Raw genomic sequence first — 15,204 nt, 5'->3', positions numbered from 1 at the left:
TTTCGTTTTTTTGTATTTTTAATTACAATGATAGATTTTCTATAACAAATGAAAAATCTTTATATATTTTGTTTAATTCGTAATGATTTGGATCTAAATTATTAATGATTTCAACAACAACTTTACCATTTACAGTTTTAGTTGTTATTGTTATAAGTTTTAAGGCATCTATAAACATATTCATAGTTACTTTTTGAATTTCACCATTATCTTCATAGAACTTTTTAAGTTTGTAAATTGAGTATTTTAAGACAATCAACGCTAAGAAACACAAGAAAACATGTGCTTGAATGTGAGAATCTTTATGAACGAACATCGGTCTAACTTCAAGCGAAGATTTCAATGTTCTAAAACCTTCTTCAATTTTTCATTGTTGTTTATAAATTTCATTAGCTCTTTGCGCTGTTAAATCTGGTATGTTGGTTTCAATCATATAGAAACCATCTTGATCAGCTATTTTTTTAATTTTAGAGTAATTTAATTTGGCAATTGTTTTGTCTTCAACATCCATATATTTTTTCTTATATTCTGGAACAAGATCGCTTAAGCAAATTACATTATTTATTGATTTTTTCTCATATTTTGATATCGAAAAAGCTCTTTTTAAACTGTCAAGCTTCTCTTTTGCTGGACTAAAGTAAACTATTTGTTTTCTAAGAGTTTGATTAAATCTTTTCTTTTTTCTATTGTTTGCTCAAACAGATTCCACAAATCTGCTTTTTGAAAACATTTCATGTTCCAACATATAATCTTTATCTTCAATGATGAATTTTTTGTCTGCTTCGCTAAGGTTATCAATACGTTTTTGAACGATGTATTTATATCCTTTCTGTTCTAAAAATCTTAAGTTAGCATTTTGACTAATTCCTCTGTCAGCAATAATTGACACGTCTTTAATTTTGTAAATTCTTTCCATTTCAATTAAAAACTTAATTAAAGTTTGTGAATCGGCAGTATTTCCTTCAAAAATTTTGTAATGAAAAGGTATTCCATTATTGTCTGTCGCCATTGCTATTACAATTTGGTCTTCATCATGTTTGCCGTCTTTTGAAAAACCTTTTTGTCTTACGCCTTTTCTTGAAAAACTTTCAAAATAAACAGTTGTATTGTCAAAGTGTAATTGTTTACTGTTTCTATTAGTTAACTCTTGTAATTTATTGTAAAGATTGAACAAAATAGTTTCTTTATTTGTTAAAAAAGTATCAAAATAGTTATAAATTGATGATTTTTTAATTTCAACATTGTGTAAAAAATCATTTTTGTTTTTATATTGACAAATGTAGCTTCTTGGAAAAATAATTCTGGTTCCAATGATAAATTCAAGAACTTCTTCTAACGATTTGTGCTTGCTTTTTGGCAATGAACTGAATAAGTCTAGTTCTTTGATAATTTTGTAAATTAAATCAATTCCAACATTTTTAACATTGGTTTCAACAGATGTTGGCTCTAGCAATTCAAAAAATTTGCTCTTTGCTTCAACTTTGTTGTTTGTAAATGGAACTAATTTTGCGATTGCCTTTAAATCATCAATGTTTTGCAAAGAATATTTATCTTTGATTTCTTCTCAATAGCCTAAACCAACTAAATCGCCAATTCCTTTACCATAACCTTTTGAAATTCCAATTGCTAAATAGATACCTTTTGGGTTGTTTCTTTTATATAAAATGTAATTGCTCATGCTTTAATTATACACTATTATCATTGTAATCATTGTAAAAAATAAAAATTTTTGATTTTTTACTTATATACATAGTATATAAGTAGAGTTTAAAAATTATAAAAAATGAGCTTCCAACTTGGAAACTCAGGATAGAAAATAACTAACTTCATTAAAAAGTTGTAATATTCCCTTTTTACGATTCAATCACAGGTTTTTGCTTGTGATTTTTTTTACAAGAAAAAAGAAAAAACCATATCAAAGATATGGTTTTGGTTTAGGGTGTCAATTTTTTTATCTAGTAGTATTTTGGATATAAAAATCACAAGCGTAAAAGCTTGTGAAGGTGTGAATAGTTATAGTTTTGTTTCATCATTTTCTAGATACATTTTAGTGAATAATTCAATGTATTGATTTGTTTTTTCATCAATATTCTTAAGTGACTTATGTATGTTTTCATTAACTGATTCTTTTGAGTTATTTTTATCAACTTGATTAATTCACTTTGTTGTTCATTCAGAGCTATTTAAAATGCATTTACCATTAACATCTGTATAACCGTGTTCTGTGTAATTATTGTCATTTTGTGATCTATAAGTTATATTTGCATCATTGCTTTTTTTCCTATTTTCACTCTCTTCTAGTAATGATAAATTACCCATCTTAAAAATATAAGCTTTAACTTCATCTCATTTTGCAGCTTCTAATTTGTTTTGAATTTTAGATTCCTTTGCTATATTGTGTTCTAAATCGCAAGAATCTAAAAATTGATTTCAATCAAGAGATTGATTCAATTTCATATTAGGAAGCATTGACATATTGTTTTTTAAATAGTAATTAACTCTTGCTAGAAAAATTTTAATGTATATATTTTTGCTATTGCCACTATCATCTGTGCTTGAAAATTTGCTACTTATGATTGATTTCAAGTTATTCAATCTAATATCGTCTATATAGAAGAATTTGTTATTTCTAATAACATTTTTAAACCTCTTAGAATAATCTATAGTTTTTGCTTGATTTAAATTTATGTTAAGAAGAAGTGATTTGAACACTTCAGTCATTGATTGCCCCTTGAAATCAAGTAATTTTCAAACTAAAATAGATTTTTCTAAATATAGAAGATAATTTTTTATTATATTTTCCTTGATTATGTTATTCGATTTGTCATCATTTTTTCTAGCGCAAAAGTAATTATTGTTTTCTAGAATATCTCAAAGTATTGATTTTGTAACATCCAATTTACAAATTCTCAACATGAATTTAAATAATGAATTTTCTTCTTTAAATCCTGTTAATTCTTTAACGTTTTGGAAGTATGGCAATGTCCTATTTTCTTCAGGTAACGTTAAATAGATAAAAATTGCAAAGTATTTATAAAATGCTTGAAGAACTTTTTCAATATTATTTTTTGAATGACATAGATAATCAAATACAAATTGAAGCTTTTGTTGATTGATTCTATCCTTTTTATTATTATTTTTATGAATTGATTCAATCTTTTCGGCATTATCATCAAAATAACTACATTCTTGGTTTGATTTAATGAGACAACGGTTGTTTTCACATTTTAAACTTCTAAGATTCACAATTCTAAAGTATATATGTTCAGTAAAATCGTTAAAATGATCATTGAATTTATCTATTTTCTTATTATCTTTGTCTTCTGATTTCGTAGGAATATATTTGTCAAAAAGTTTTTTTCTTATATCATCAATTACAACAGACTCATCTTTAAATTCATTTGTGAGAAATGAAGAATCTTTAGATTTTAAGTCTATGAGTTTGTAATAGACAAAGTTTATAAATAATTCGAAATTAGTTAATTGCACACCTGTAGAGTTAAGTGTTTCAAATAATTCTTCAGGATTAATTTTATCAACAATAGTGACCGTAAGATATGAGCTATCTAAAAATCTGGTCGCAAAATCATTAAGCTTAGATAAATTTAAATCACCATGAATATCAAGCGCATAAGCTATAATGTAATTCTCGATTTCTCTAAAAATGTTATCATCAACCTTGTTAATTAGTTGTCCTATATTCTTCAAATGTTCATAATTGTTTGAACTTTCATAAACAGATAAATGAGGTTTGTTACGATGGTGTTTAATCAAATTATATGCGTGTCAAAATATGAATGACAATCCTTTGTATTTATTTAGCACTTCAGTTAATTGCTCGCTTCATTCGTTTTTTGGGCGTGATGGATCAATTTTGAAATACATTTGACCCATTGTTACTTTTCATAAACATAAAACAATAATTGAAATAGTTAATGTTCTTTGTTGACCGTCTAAAAGTGAGTATTCGTTATCTTGTAGTTTATAGAAAATAACGTTGTTTAAATAGTAATTTTTATTTGAGTGAGTACTAAATAATCTATCAAGTAACTCTTTAATATTGTCGAATTTTCAAACATACTCTCTTTGATAAGGAGGTAATTCAAATTTTATTGTTTCGAGAAGCATTTGAACATAATCTCTTATTGATGCTAATTTTGAATAAGAGGTTTTTAATTGTTGAGTCTCATTATTTATAACTAGATTTTGAAATTTATCTTCTAAGGATGCATTGACTTTTTCGATTAATGTGTCTAAACATTCTTTATTTTCATTAATTTTAACTTCATTTTGTTTAATCTTGCAAATGAATTGAGAATATGGAAAGTCGAATTCAATTGATGGACTTTTATCAATATTTGAAATAAAGTTTTTTAATGCATTAAAAAGTTCATTTGACTCATTTTCTGAAAGAAATTCTGAGTAATTATGTATATAAAAATAATAAAGTCTATTATCAAATTTTTTATTTTCAGAATCTGAATTAACAAATTTCATATATTGATATTGTGAGAATACAAAAGAAAGTCAAAAGCTTTGTTCTGAATCATCGAAATCGACAAATTCAGTTTCCATAAGTTCGTTTTGGATAAATTCATTTAGTATCTCAAGCGAAATTTTATAAAGTTCAGTGATTTTATCTTTAAGTTTTTTAAAATCTAAAGTGACTTCATAATATTTTGATGTACTATTTAATGATTTATTAATATTAAATTCCTTTTTGAAAAGAAAATATACAATTCTTAAATATTGGTCAATTGTACTATTAGAGACATTTGATGATTTACTTTTTGATCTGTACAATGTAAATTCAATATCATTAACATTTATTTCATTTCTTTCAGGATATATTTTAAAGATTAATTTGTTTTTACTTACACTTTCATAATCTAATTTATTTCAAATCTCATTAACGTTGTCTTTTAATTGATCAAGATAGCGAATCATCGCTGTACCAATTTTTCAGAATTTAACTTTAATTTTATCTTCCATCACGACCTTCTTTTTTATCTTTATCAATGTAGTGAACAATTTGATTAACCATATCAATTATTAATTGATGTGGGATTTTGCTTCTTTGAGCATAAGAACCATGTGACATATGTTTGCTTTTTTCAGCTCTCTTTTCTGACTTAGAAATTAAATGTAACTTAATGTTTGATTTAAATATTGTGGGTTTTAAAGAGAATCTACTATCATATGCTGAATAAGTTGATTTATTTTCAAATCCCATAAAATCTCAGTGATTTTTTTGAAATTCTCAAGTCTTTGATGTAGCAGGGTTTTCGACAACTCAGACTTTTGGTTTGAATGTTCTAATTATTTCGATTGTTCCACCAACAGTTGCTTCACCTAAAATTCTTCCTCTTTCTTTTTGTTCAAAGTATCTTCTTTTAACCGGATGGCAAGTTTTGTTGTATTCATCATAAAATCTTGAATTTTTAACAACTCAGTTTCCGTCTCTATCGATTTTTCTAAACATTTTCCCATTACAATCTGCTCCAGATCAGCTTTCGCATGGTGGAGATGCTAATATTATGTCTGGTGTAGGTAATTGTTTTAATTGAGAAATTAAATTAAAGTTTGTAATAGATAAATCAATTCTATGATAGAAGTATTTATCGCTTTTTGGAAATGATATGTCGTTAATTCCGACACTATGAACTTCTAAATCATATTTTTCGTTATTTCAATGTTCCTTAATTGCATTTTTATATGAACTTTCTGCATCATCATATAGAGCTCAAATAACTAATTTTTTCAATACTTTCTCCATAATAAGTTGATTATATATATATATATATATATATATATATCGAAAACATCTTTTACATCTATATATGAATAGAAAAAGTAAAAAATGATATTGAAAATTTATGTATTTTACTTACTTTTATAAAAATTAATGAAATAGAGTCAATGTTTCAAAAGCATAAAAAAAGCAAGCGTATAGCTTGCAAATTTGTCTTAATTTTCGAATTCAAATTGTGATGTATATAGTTGATGGTAGAAACCTTTTTTATCTAATAACTCTTTATGAGTTCCTTTTTCAATAATAAGCCCATTATTAACAACTATAATAACATCAGCATTTTTAATTGTACTTAAACGGTGAGCAATAACAAATGTTGTTTTATTTTTCATTAACTCTCACATAGCTTTTTGAACAATTTGTTCTGTTGCTGAATCAATGTTTGAAGTGGCCTCATCTAAAATAAGTAAGTTTTTATTCGAAAGAATTGTTCTAGTCAATGAAAGAAGTTGTCTTTGACCTTGTGATAAGTTAGCACCATTGTTTTCGATCATTGTATCATAACCTTGAGGCATATTCATAATAAAATGATGGGCATGTGTCATTTCAGCAGCTTGAATGATTTGTTCATCAGTTGCATTCGGATTTGTCATTTTAAGGTTATCTTTAATTGATTCATTAAATAAGAACGAATCTTGAAGCACAATTGTCATATGATCTCTTAATTTATCTGTTTTGATGTTTCTAAGTTCATTTCCATCAATTTTAATCGAACCCTTAGTGTAATCATAATATTTAGATAAAAGAGAAATGATTGTAGTTTTACCAGCACCAGTTGGACCGACAATCGCAACAACTTGACCTGGTTTAATATCGAATGAAGCTGCTTTTAGTTGATATTCTAACTTATCTGGATTGTATTTGAAATATACATTATCAAATTGAACGTGTCCTTTAATTGAGTTAATATCAATTGTTTGATTTGATGTATCAGGTTCAGCAATTTCTAAAAGTTTGAAAATTCTTGATGAAGATGCAATTCCAATTTGTGCATTAAATGCACTTGATAAGATGTTTTGGAATGGTCCCATAAAGTTTCAATTAAGTGAAATGAATAAGATAATAAATGCAGGTGTTGCATTTCCGTTTTGGTCAACTCCAAGTCCGATTAAGTTTCAAACAGGTATTTGTTTGAAATAAAAGATTGCAGCAAGACCTGAGATAAGTAAGATAACAAAGTTTGCTATAAGTGTATATCAGATATCAAATAATTTAGCAATTACATCACCTTTGTAAGCACTTTTTCTAATATCGTATGTGATTTTTTCAAGTTCACTATAAACATATGCTTGTCTATCAAATGAGTTAGTTACTTTTGTATTTGTTAACATTTCTTCAACAAAAGCGTTAAGTCTCCCGAATGAGTTTTGCACTTTAACAAAGTAAGGTTGTGATTTTTTAATTAGTAAGAAAACTAATCCAAATAAAATCAGTGTAACAGGTAAAACAATTAATGTAAGAAGTGATGAAACTAACATAAGTACAATGATTGTTATACAAATGTTGAATATACTTGTTACAACTTGCGTCATCATTTGGAATAATGAGTTAGCTGTATTGTTAACATCAACAATTAAAGTTGATATCAAGTCTCCTGTTTTGTTTTTATCATAAAAACTAACAGGCATTTTTAATATCTTTTCAAGCAGTTCTTTTCTAAGTGTTGCACCAGCTTCAAAAGATAGTTTGATATATAACCTTTGTTCTACATATCTACAAATACCGTACAAGATAAATGTAAGTGTAAGTGCAGATAGCATTAATATAAAGTTAGTTAAATTAAATTTATCAGGGTAAGTTATTTGTGAATTAAGATAAGGTTCAAAGAAGATTTGTACGATTATTCCAATTAAGAAACTACCAATGATATAGAAAATAGAGTTGAGTAATGAAAATAAAAGAGCAACAAATAATATTTTTTTACTTCTACAAAAGTATGAAAGTAATTGTTTAAGTGTTTTAAAGACTTTAACTTGGTCATTAGCTTGTAAATCTTGAGCTATTTCTTTTTGTTCTTCTCTTAAATCAGACATATTTACTTCTCCTTTCTATTGATCTAATTGGTTAGTTGCTACATCTTTATATCATTGACAAGATTTAAGTAATTGTTCGTGAGTTCCTTGGTCAAGAATTTTTCCATTTTCAAGAACTAAAATATTATCAGCGTGCTTGATTGAGTTAATTTTCTGAGAAATAATAATTGTTGTACAAGAGTAATTTTCTTTAATATTTTTAATAAGTTGCTTTGTGGTTAAGTTGTCAAGAGCAGAAGTTGAGTCATCTAAAATTAAGATTTTAGGGTCAATAATTAAACTTCTTGCGATTGAGATTCTTTGCTTTTGACCACCACTTAAGTTTTTACCTTTTTGTTCGACTTTGTGATTTTCTCTATCTTCGAATGTCTGAATAAAGTTTCTTGCACAAGATCCTACAAGAGCTTTTTGAAGTTCTTCATTAGTTGCATCAGGTTTAGCGAATAAAACGTTTGATTTAATTGTCCCTGAATATAAAAGTGCATCTTGATAAACAATAGCTACGTTCTTATGTAAGTTATGTGTATTGATGTCTCTAACTTCAATACCATTAATTAAGATATTTCCGTTTTCTTGGGTGTATTTCATATTGTTAACAAGTAAGTTAACAATTGTACTTTTACCTGAACCAGTTGGTCCGATAATTCCTAAAGTTTTACCACCTGGAATTTTGAAGTTAATGTTTTTAATCGCATAATCTTTAGCTGTATCAAAGTATTTGAAGTTAACATTTTTAAATTCAACCGAATAGTCAGTTACATCATTAGTTTGTGAAATTATTTTTCCATTTGGAACAAATAAATCATCATATTTAGCATCTAAAACTTGAACTATTCTACCTGAACTAATTTTTGCTCTAAACATTGAACCTAAGAATTGTGAGAATAAAATAATTCCACCAGCTATAACAAATTCATATTCGATGAACACATTAATCTTTGCGATAAACTCACCATTAATGCTTGTATTTTGGTCTAATTTAACTTTTCCTATTGCGTAAATTAAGACAACAATAAAGTTAACAATTCCAAAGAATGCAGGCGTTCCGATTGCAAAGAATTTAAAAATATTCTTTTCAGTTTTTACTCATTGATTATTAGCGTAATTGAATTTTCTTTTTTGTTGTTCTTGTAAATTATTTGCTTTTATAAATCTAGCACCATTTACAGTTTCGTCAACTTCTTTTGTAATTGCATCAAGATTTTTTCTGTTTTGTTTAAGTTTAGGGTTTACCTTAATGAATATAAATACCATAACAAAAAGAAGTAAAGGTATAACTGCTAAAATTGAGTAAGTGAATTCTAAATCTGTTGCAAAAGCAAATACTAATCCAACAACAATAAATAATGGCGCTTTAACAAGTGATGTTGATGCACCGACTAAGAAATCTCAAAAGACAGCAACATCATCATTAATTCTTGTTATTAAACTTTCGGTTGTTAAATTAGAAATATCTTTAAGACTAAGTTTTTGATATTTAGCAAATAAAGCATTTCTATAAAAGTTCGAAGCTCTCTCGCCAGCTCCGATGATTATCATAGTTGAAGCTATAGCAGTTATTGCTGTAAGTGCAAGTAATACTAAGATTGAAATTAATAAGAATACAAATGCATTAGTTCAGCTTGATGATTCATACAATTGTAAGTTCTTAAAAATTGTAATCGTGTATATTTCTTGACTACCTTTTGTAAGTAAAGGTAAGAATTGACTAAGCACAATTGGCAAAATCATTGTGCAAGCAACATTTAAAATAACAATAATGATACCAATAAAAAATCTCATTTTAATGTTAAATGGCAAAATTTTAAACATCTTATACATAACTTACTCCTTTCATTAATTTGTCCTATATATAATGCATACATTATATATATTTTTAATTTTTATATCTTCAATTATTTATAAGGGTCAAAAAAGGTATAAAAAAAATGGCGATCACGAGAGGATTCGAACCTCCGACCACAAGCTTAGAAGGCTCGTGCTCTATCCAGCTGAGCTACGCGACCACGCTAAAACTATTTTACATTATTTTTGTTAATTCAAAGAATAAAAATTTAATTTTATTTATTGAGCCACTTGCATAGTTAATAGTAATATAATTTTAATTATAAACAAAATTATGGAGGAAAAATGCAATTTACAAAAGAACAATACTTGCAACAATGAAACGATGAAATTGATAAAAAATCAAGCAACGTTTTAAATGAAAATCAAAAGAAATTGATTAAGACAATTATTGAATCAATTTCAGAAAATAATATTGAGTTGGTGGAGCCGATTATTCAATTTTTATTATCAAGAGTAAAAACAGGATTCACATTTGATGTGGCACCACAGATAGACAATAAGAAGATTTCTTACTTAGAAATAGATACAAAAAGAAGTTTTAATGTTGATGAAACTAAAACAAACTTTAACTCTTTAATCATTGGAGATAACATTGATGGATTAAAGAACTTAATGCTCTCAGAGAGAGAGAGAGAGACGGCTTAGAACATAACTTCGATGTTGTCTATATTGACCCTCCATACAATACAGATGCAACAAAAGAAGATGGGAATGGCGATTCAACGAGTTCAAAATTTATTTACAATGATAAATTTTCACGTTCTGGTTGATTAAATTTAATGAATGACAGACTTAAAATAGCAAAAGATCTCATTAAAGATGATGGGATGATTTTTGTGTCGATTGACGACAATGAACAAGCATATTTAAAAGTTTTAATGGATGAAATATTTGGTGAAAGTAATTTTATTACAACATTTAAATATGTTAAAAACCCAGGTGGAGATAGTGATAATAAATTTATAGCCAATACAACAGAGTACGTTCATGCATATGCAAAAATGAAAGATAGGCTATTATTAACAAACGATGAACAAAATATAGAAGTTTCACAATGATCATTTAATGAAAAATGAAATAGATACGAGCGAAAAGGTTCTAACCTACAAAAAGGTGGAAATGAAGAGTTTTTATATCAAAGACCAAATATGGGGTATGTAATTTATTACAATGAAAAGACTAAAGATATTAAAACTTCAAGTAATTACAAAAAAGACAATATTGCTAGTGGTTCAAAATTTGAAGATGTTTACTCTTTAGATAATGACCTTATTAATCAAGGGTATTCAGCTATTCTTCCTACAATTAGAAAAGAGGAATTAGGTAGATGAAGAATTAAAGAAGAAACATTTCATGATAGATGGGAAAAAGATCTCTTTGTTATTCAAAAAACGAAAAATGGATATCAAATTTTTGAATATGAGACTGTCGATATTGATGGTGTTAAAAATACTAAACCAAAAGATTTAATTCAATTTGCTAATAATGCACAAGGAACAAGAGAATTAAAAGCTATTTTTAGTGATCTTAATAAAGTTCCATTCAATTATCCTAAACCAACAAGTTTAATAGAGTATTTAATTAAATTGCATCCTAATAAAAATGCTCGTGTATTAGACTTTTTTGCTGGTTCAGGTACCACCGGGCACGCTGTCTTAGAACTTAATAGACAAGATGGTGGAGCTAGAACTTATACATTAATAACAAATAATGAGAACAATATTGCAGACACTATAACATATGAGCGTCTATATAGAATAAACAATGGTGAAGGAACTCAAAAAGAAACTTTTGATTGACTTAAAAAGAATAAACCATATGGGAAAGATTTAAATATTTTTGAGATTAAATACGAAAATATAGATTTCAAAAAGGAAAATAGAGTTGATTTTATTTTGAAGAAAATAAAAGAAGAAATCCAGTACTTTACAAAAACATCTAAACTAATAAATGAAGATGAAATTTTAAATTTAATTAGACAACTATATGTAATTAAAAAGGATTAATATGAAATTAACATCAACACAACAAAATGCTGTTAACCAAGTTGTGACAATTTATCAAGAGCAAAATTCTAAAAATGCTTTATTATGAGCACCAACAGGTTCTGGAAAAACATTTATGGTTGCTAATATTATTGACAATATTGTCAAAATTCAAGAAAATAAAAATGAGAAAGTAATATTTATTTTTGCAACTATCTCAACCGCTGAATTACCAAGACAGTTGGAAAACAAATTTAGAGAATATAAATATTTCTTAACAAATGATTTTCCAGTTGAATATTATGAATCCCCATCTAATAGTCAAAAAGATACCAAAGATTCTGAAATTTTTATCAATTTTGTGAACAACAAAGTATATATTGTAGGAACTCAAACTTTTGGAAAAAACAGAATAATGTCTGAAAGGGGAATTTTCAAAGACTTTCTGCAGGAAGCACGAGATAAATATGGAGCAAAAATTGTATTTATACGTGATGAAGCACATATTGGTATGGCAAGTAAGACTAATAATGAATTCGAAAGATCATTGAATGAAATTGTCGCAAACTACGTAGACTTTACTCTAACAATGACAGCCACACCTAAATATGAGCAATATAATTCTGATATTCAGATAGTCAGAGTGCGAAGTGAAGAAATTGAAAATGATATAAATGTAAGTTTATTAAAAACTAATTTAATAACACCAACATTTAATGAAGATGTAGATAACGTAGGTATTTTAGAAGAAGCTTGTAAAATATTCGTTAATGAAATTCAACCAAAATACAATGACCCAACAAACAAAAATCATTTGGCAAAAGTTAGGCCAGCAATGCTTGTTCAAGTTGATAACAAACCGAAAGATGCAGAAAAAGCAAAATTATGAGATGAAGCTTATGAAAATATTATTAAAGTAACTAAAAAATATGGATTAAAAGTAGCTACATATTTTGCAGATAAGAAAGATGGTGAAAGATCAGACTTAATAGGTGAAGAAATCACATTAAATAATCTTTCTAAAAGTAATTCTTTATACGATGTAATTATTTTCAAAATAGGACCAACTGTTGGGTGAGATATCCCTAGAGCTTGTATGTTAGTTCAATTAAGAAATATTAGTTCTGAAAGTTTGGAGATTCAAACAATTGGAAGAATTAAAAGAAACCCTGTTCCTGAAATAGGGAAAATTAATGGTGATTGAATTGGTAAATATTACTGAATCGTTTCTTTTAAGGATGTAAAAACACTTGATAATTATTGTTCATATGTCTTAAAGAATCAATACAAGGAAGAAAGATTTTATTCAGGTGAATTACGGATAATCACAAATGAAAAAAAAGAAAAAGAATTCCTTAAAAATAAATATGATGATGAAATTAACGAATTTTTAGACAATTTTAAATGAGATAAATATTTAAAGCAATTTTATGATTATGTTGATAATTGTGAAAAATTAATTCAAGATTCAGATAAAAACTCAAAAGATGTATTAAATATTAAAAGTTATATAAATAACCAAATTGATTTAAGAAAATATATTTTTAATATAAAAAATAAAAAGTTTAAGAATCTATTAAATGAAAATTTAATACACAAACTCCAAGCTATAAAAGAAAAACTAAATTTTAAATACAGTGATGATATGTTCTACTATTTTGTTTTTAATCCTTACTGATTTAATGTTTCAGACAAATTTTATATTCAAAATATTCAATTGTCATTAATGCAAATATATAAAAATAACTTAAAACCTTTGTCTAAAAATGCTTATGTTTTAAAAGAAGGAATTACGCTTCCTGAACAATATAGAATTTTAAAAGTATTAAATGATACAAAGAATGAAATAGAAACAAAAACAATTAGAGCAATAGTAAGTGATCGTCCAGAACTTAAAAATGCTTATCAAATACTAGATAGAAATGAGAATAAAGATTATAAAGATTTGGAAGATGGCGATGAAATAATTTATTTAGATTCAAAACCTGAGCAGAACGTTGTAAAAGAACTAATTAAATTAATTGATGTTCGAGAGAACTTAAATGTTAAAATCTGAACAAAACTACCGGTAGCAGGAAAAGTTGGTTTTGAATACGCAAAGTATGATGATGGGGTAACAGAAATTCATCAATCAAAACCTGACTTTATTTTAAAAATTGATAATCATCAAATTTTTATTGAAATTAAACATTTAACAAATGACCCAAGAGAAGACAAGACGAAAGCTATTCAAGAAGCATATTCAAATTACCCATTTACAATTGGTGAAAATCACAGACTATACAAAGATGATTTAACAATGATAGTTTTAAGAGTCGGTGATAGCAAAAAAATGTTTGAAGGTCAAGAAAACTTTGCTTCAAAAATTAAATGTCAAATATCAGGAGCAAGTTCAATTAAGAAAATAAATGACTATATTGAAAAAAATAAAACTAATGATGACTTAAGACTCAAAAATGTTCTGGATTTTCTTATAAGCGATAAATTTGCTGATTAAATTAACTTTTAATTCATAATTAAGAAAGACAAAAATCTAATTGTCTTTCTTATTTTGTATAATAAAAACCATGAAAATAAAAACTTTAAAAACAACAAGACAAAAAATATCATTCTTTTTAGCAATAGGTATTGTATTTGTTGTCATATTAGCGACGCTAATAAGCTGACATTTAACTTCAACAAAAATTTCACAAGAATTGGCAAAACTATCAAATGAAGCTAAATATGAAATTTTAAATACATCAAGTATTCACGGTTACAAAATGCTTCAATCATTTTGAAGAGTTAATTTAACATTCACGTGGCTTAGTAATACATTTTTAGCAATATCTGCAGTTATATTTGTATTAAAAATTAAAAATCATAAAGCACAACAAACATTCTTTTTGTCAATTATTTACATTTCAATTACATTCTTAATATATTGAACTTTAATCTTTGCACCTGAATTAAAAGAATTTAAACCACTTTACTTTTTAAACACATTTATAATCCACGCAGTGTCACCAATTTTAGGATTTGTGATTTTAATCATAAATCGTAAAGAAATTCAAATTTCAAAGAAAACTATTTATTTAAGTGTTATAACAATGTTAGGTTACTACTTCTTTGCTTTAATCACATTTTTTATGTCAACACCGATTTATGATCAATTTAAAGATGTAGAACTTAAGAATGGAAATAGATTAACAAGAGAACTTGATATGACTATATATGGTTTCTTAAACTTCCGTGAACCTTTATTTTATAAAGGTGGAAATGTAGCTATTGTATGTTTATTAAACTTTGTTATTTTTGGAGTTGGATTTGTTTTAACTCCAGCAATAGGTTATTTATGAGTGAAGACATTGAGAATTAAATTTGCAACCAAAACATCTCAAAAAGTAGATTGAATTAGACGTTAACAGTATCTGAAACATCACAAATTTATATGTGATGTTTTTATTTTTGAGACTTGCATTAAGTAATAAAAGAAAAAAATAGATAATTTTGTTAAATTCTCTATTTAATTATTTTATTTACTAAA

General features: G+C 26.4%; 9 protein-coding genes and 1 tRNA gene. 4 read left to right on the top strand and 6 right to left on the bottom strand.

The window, feature by feature from the left end; translation table 4 throughout:
- Window positions 1–22: 22 nt before the first annotated feature.
- The 6 genes from VBM89_RS01630 to VBM89_RS01605 all read right to left on the bottom strand — a co-directional run bounded on the left by VBM89_RS01630 (window position 23) and on the right by VBM89_RS01605 (window position 9,851).
- The gene (locus VBM89_RS01630; RefSeq protein WP_323188570.1) at window positions 23–1,678 is read right to left on the bottom strand and encodes an IS1634 family transposase; all 1,656 of its coding nucleotides are present in this window, start codon (window positions 1,676–1,678) and stop codon (window positions 23–25) included.
- Between the two features lie 335 nt (window positions 1,679–2,013).
- On the bottom strand, window positions 2,014–4,992 hold the full coding sequence (locus VBM89_RS01625) for a DUF262 domain-containing protein (RefSeq protein ID WP_323188569.1): 2,979 nt from the start codon (window positions 4,990–4,992) through the stop codon (window positions 2,014–2,016).
- The gene (locus tag VBM89_RS01620; protein WP_323188568.1) at window positions 4,982–5,764 is read right to left on the bottom strand and encodes a DNA methyltransferase; all 783 of its coding nucleotides are present in this window, start codon (window positions 5,762–5,764) and stop codon (window positions 4,982–4,984) included. The genes VBM89_RS01625 and VBM89_RS01620 overlap by 11 nt, the downstream gene beginning before the upstream one ends.
- 203 nt (window positions 5,765–5,967) lie before the next feature.
- Entirely contained in the window at window positions 5,968–7,845 is a 1,878-nt protein-coding gene (locus VBM89_RS01615) for an ABC transporter ATP-binding protein (RefSeq protein WP_323188567.1), read from the bottom strand.
- Between the two features lie 15 nt (window positions 7,846–7,860).
- A complete protein-coding gene (locus VBM89_RS01610) occupies window positions 7,861–9,666 on the bottom strand; it encodes an ABC transporter ATP-binding protein (protein WP_323188566.1) in 1,806 nt (601 codons plus the stop codon).
- A gap of 108 nt (window positions 9,667–9,774) precedes the next feature.
- Window positions 9,775–9,851, bottom strand: a tRNA-Arg gene (locus tag VBM89_RS01605).
- A 124-nt stretch (window positions 9,852–9,975) separates the two neighbouring features.
- On the opposite strand from VBM89_RS01605, the gene VBM89_RS01600 reads away from it, so the two are divergent.
- The 4 genes from VBM89_RS01600 to VBM89_RS01585 all read left to right on the top strand — a co-directional run bounded on the left by VBM89_RS01600 (window position 9,976) and on the right by VBM89_RS01585 (window position 15,082).
- Window positions 9,976–10,338, top strand: a complete 363-nt coding sequence (locus VBM89_RS01600; protein ID WP_323188565.1) for a hypothetical protein — start codon at window positions 9,976–9,978, stop codon at window positions 10,336–10,338.
- Window positions 10,293–11,699, top strand: coding sequence for a site-specific DNA-methyltransferase (locus VBM89_RS01595; protein ID WP_323188610.1), 1,407 nt, complete (start codon window positions 10,293–10,295; stop codon window positions 11,697–11,699). Before VBM89_RS01600 ends, VBM89_RS01595 begins: the two co-directional genes overlap by 46 nt.
- 1 nt (window position 11,700) lies before the next feature.
- Window positions 11,701–14,175: a DEAD/DEAH box helicase gene (locus tag VBM89_RS01590; protein ID WP_323188564.1), complete on the top strand. Its 2,475-nt coding sequence runs from the start codon at window positions 11,701–11,703 to the stop codon at window positions 14,173–14,175.
- Between the two features lie 70 nt (window positions 14,176–14,245).
- On the top strand, window positions 14,246–15,082 hold the full coding sequence (locus VBM89_RS01585) for an MAGa3780 family membrane protein (protein ID WP_323188563.1): 837 nt from the start codon (window positions 14,246–14,248) through the stop codon (window positions 15,080–15,082).
- The last annotated feature ends 122 nt before the right edge of the window (window positions 15,083–15,204 follow it).

The sequence above is a fragment of the Mycoplasma sp. 1199 genome (assembly GCF_034863365.1).
Classification (GTDB): domain Bacteria; phylum Bacillota_I; class Bacilli_A; order Mycoplasmatales; family Metamycoplasmataceae; genus Mycoplasmopsis.
This window is presented reverse-complemented; position numbering and strand designations above follow the sequence as displayed.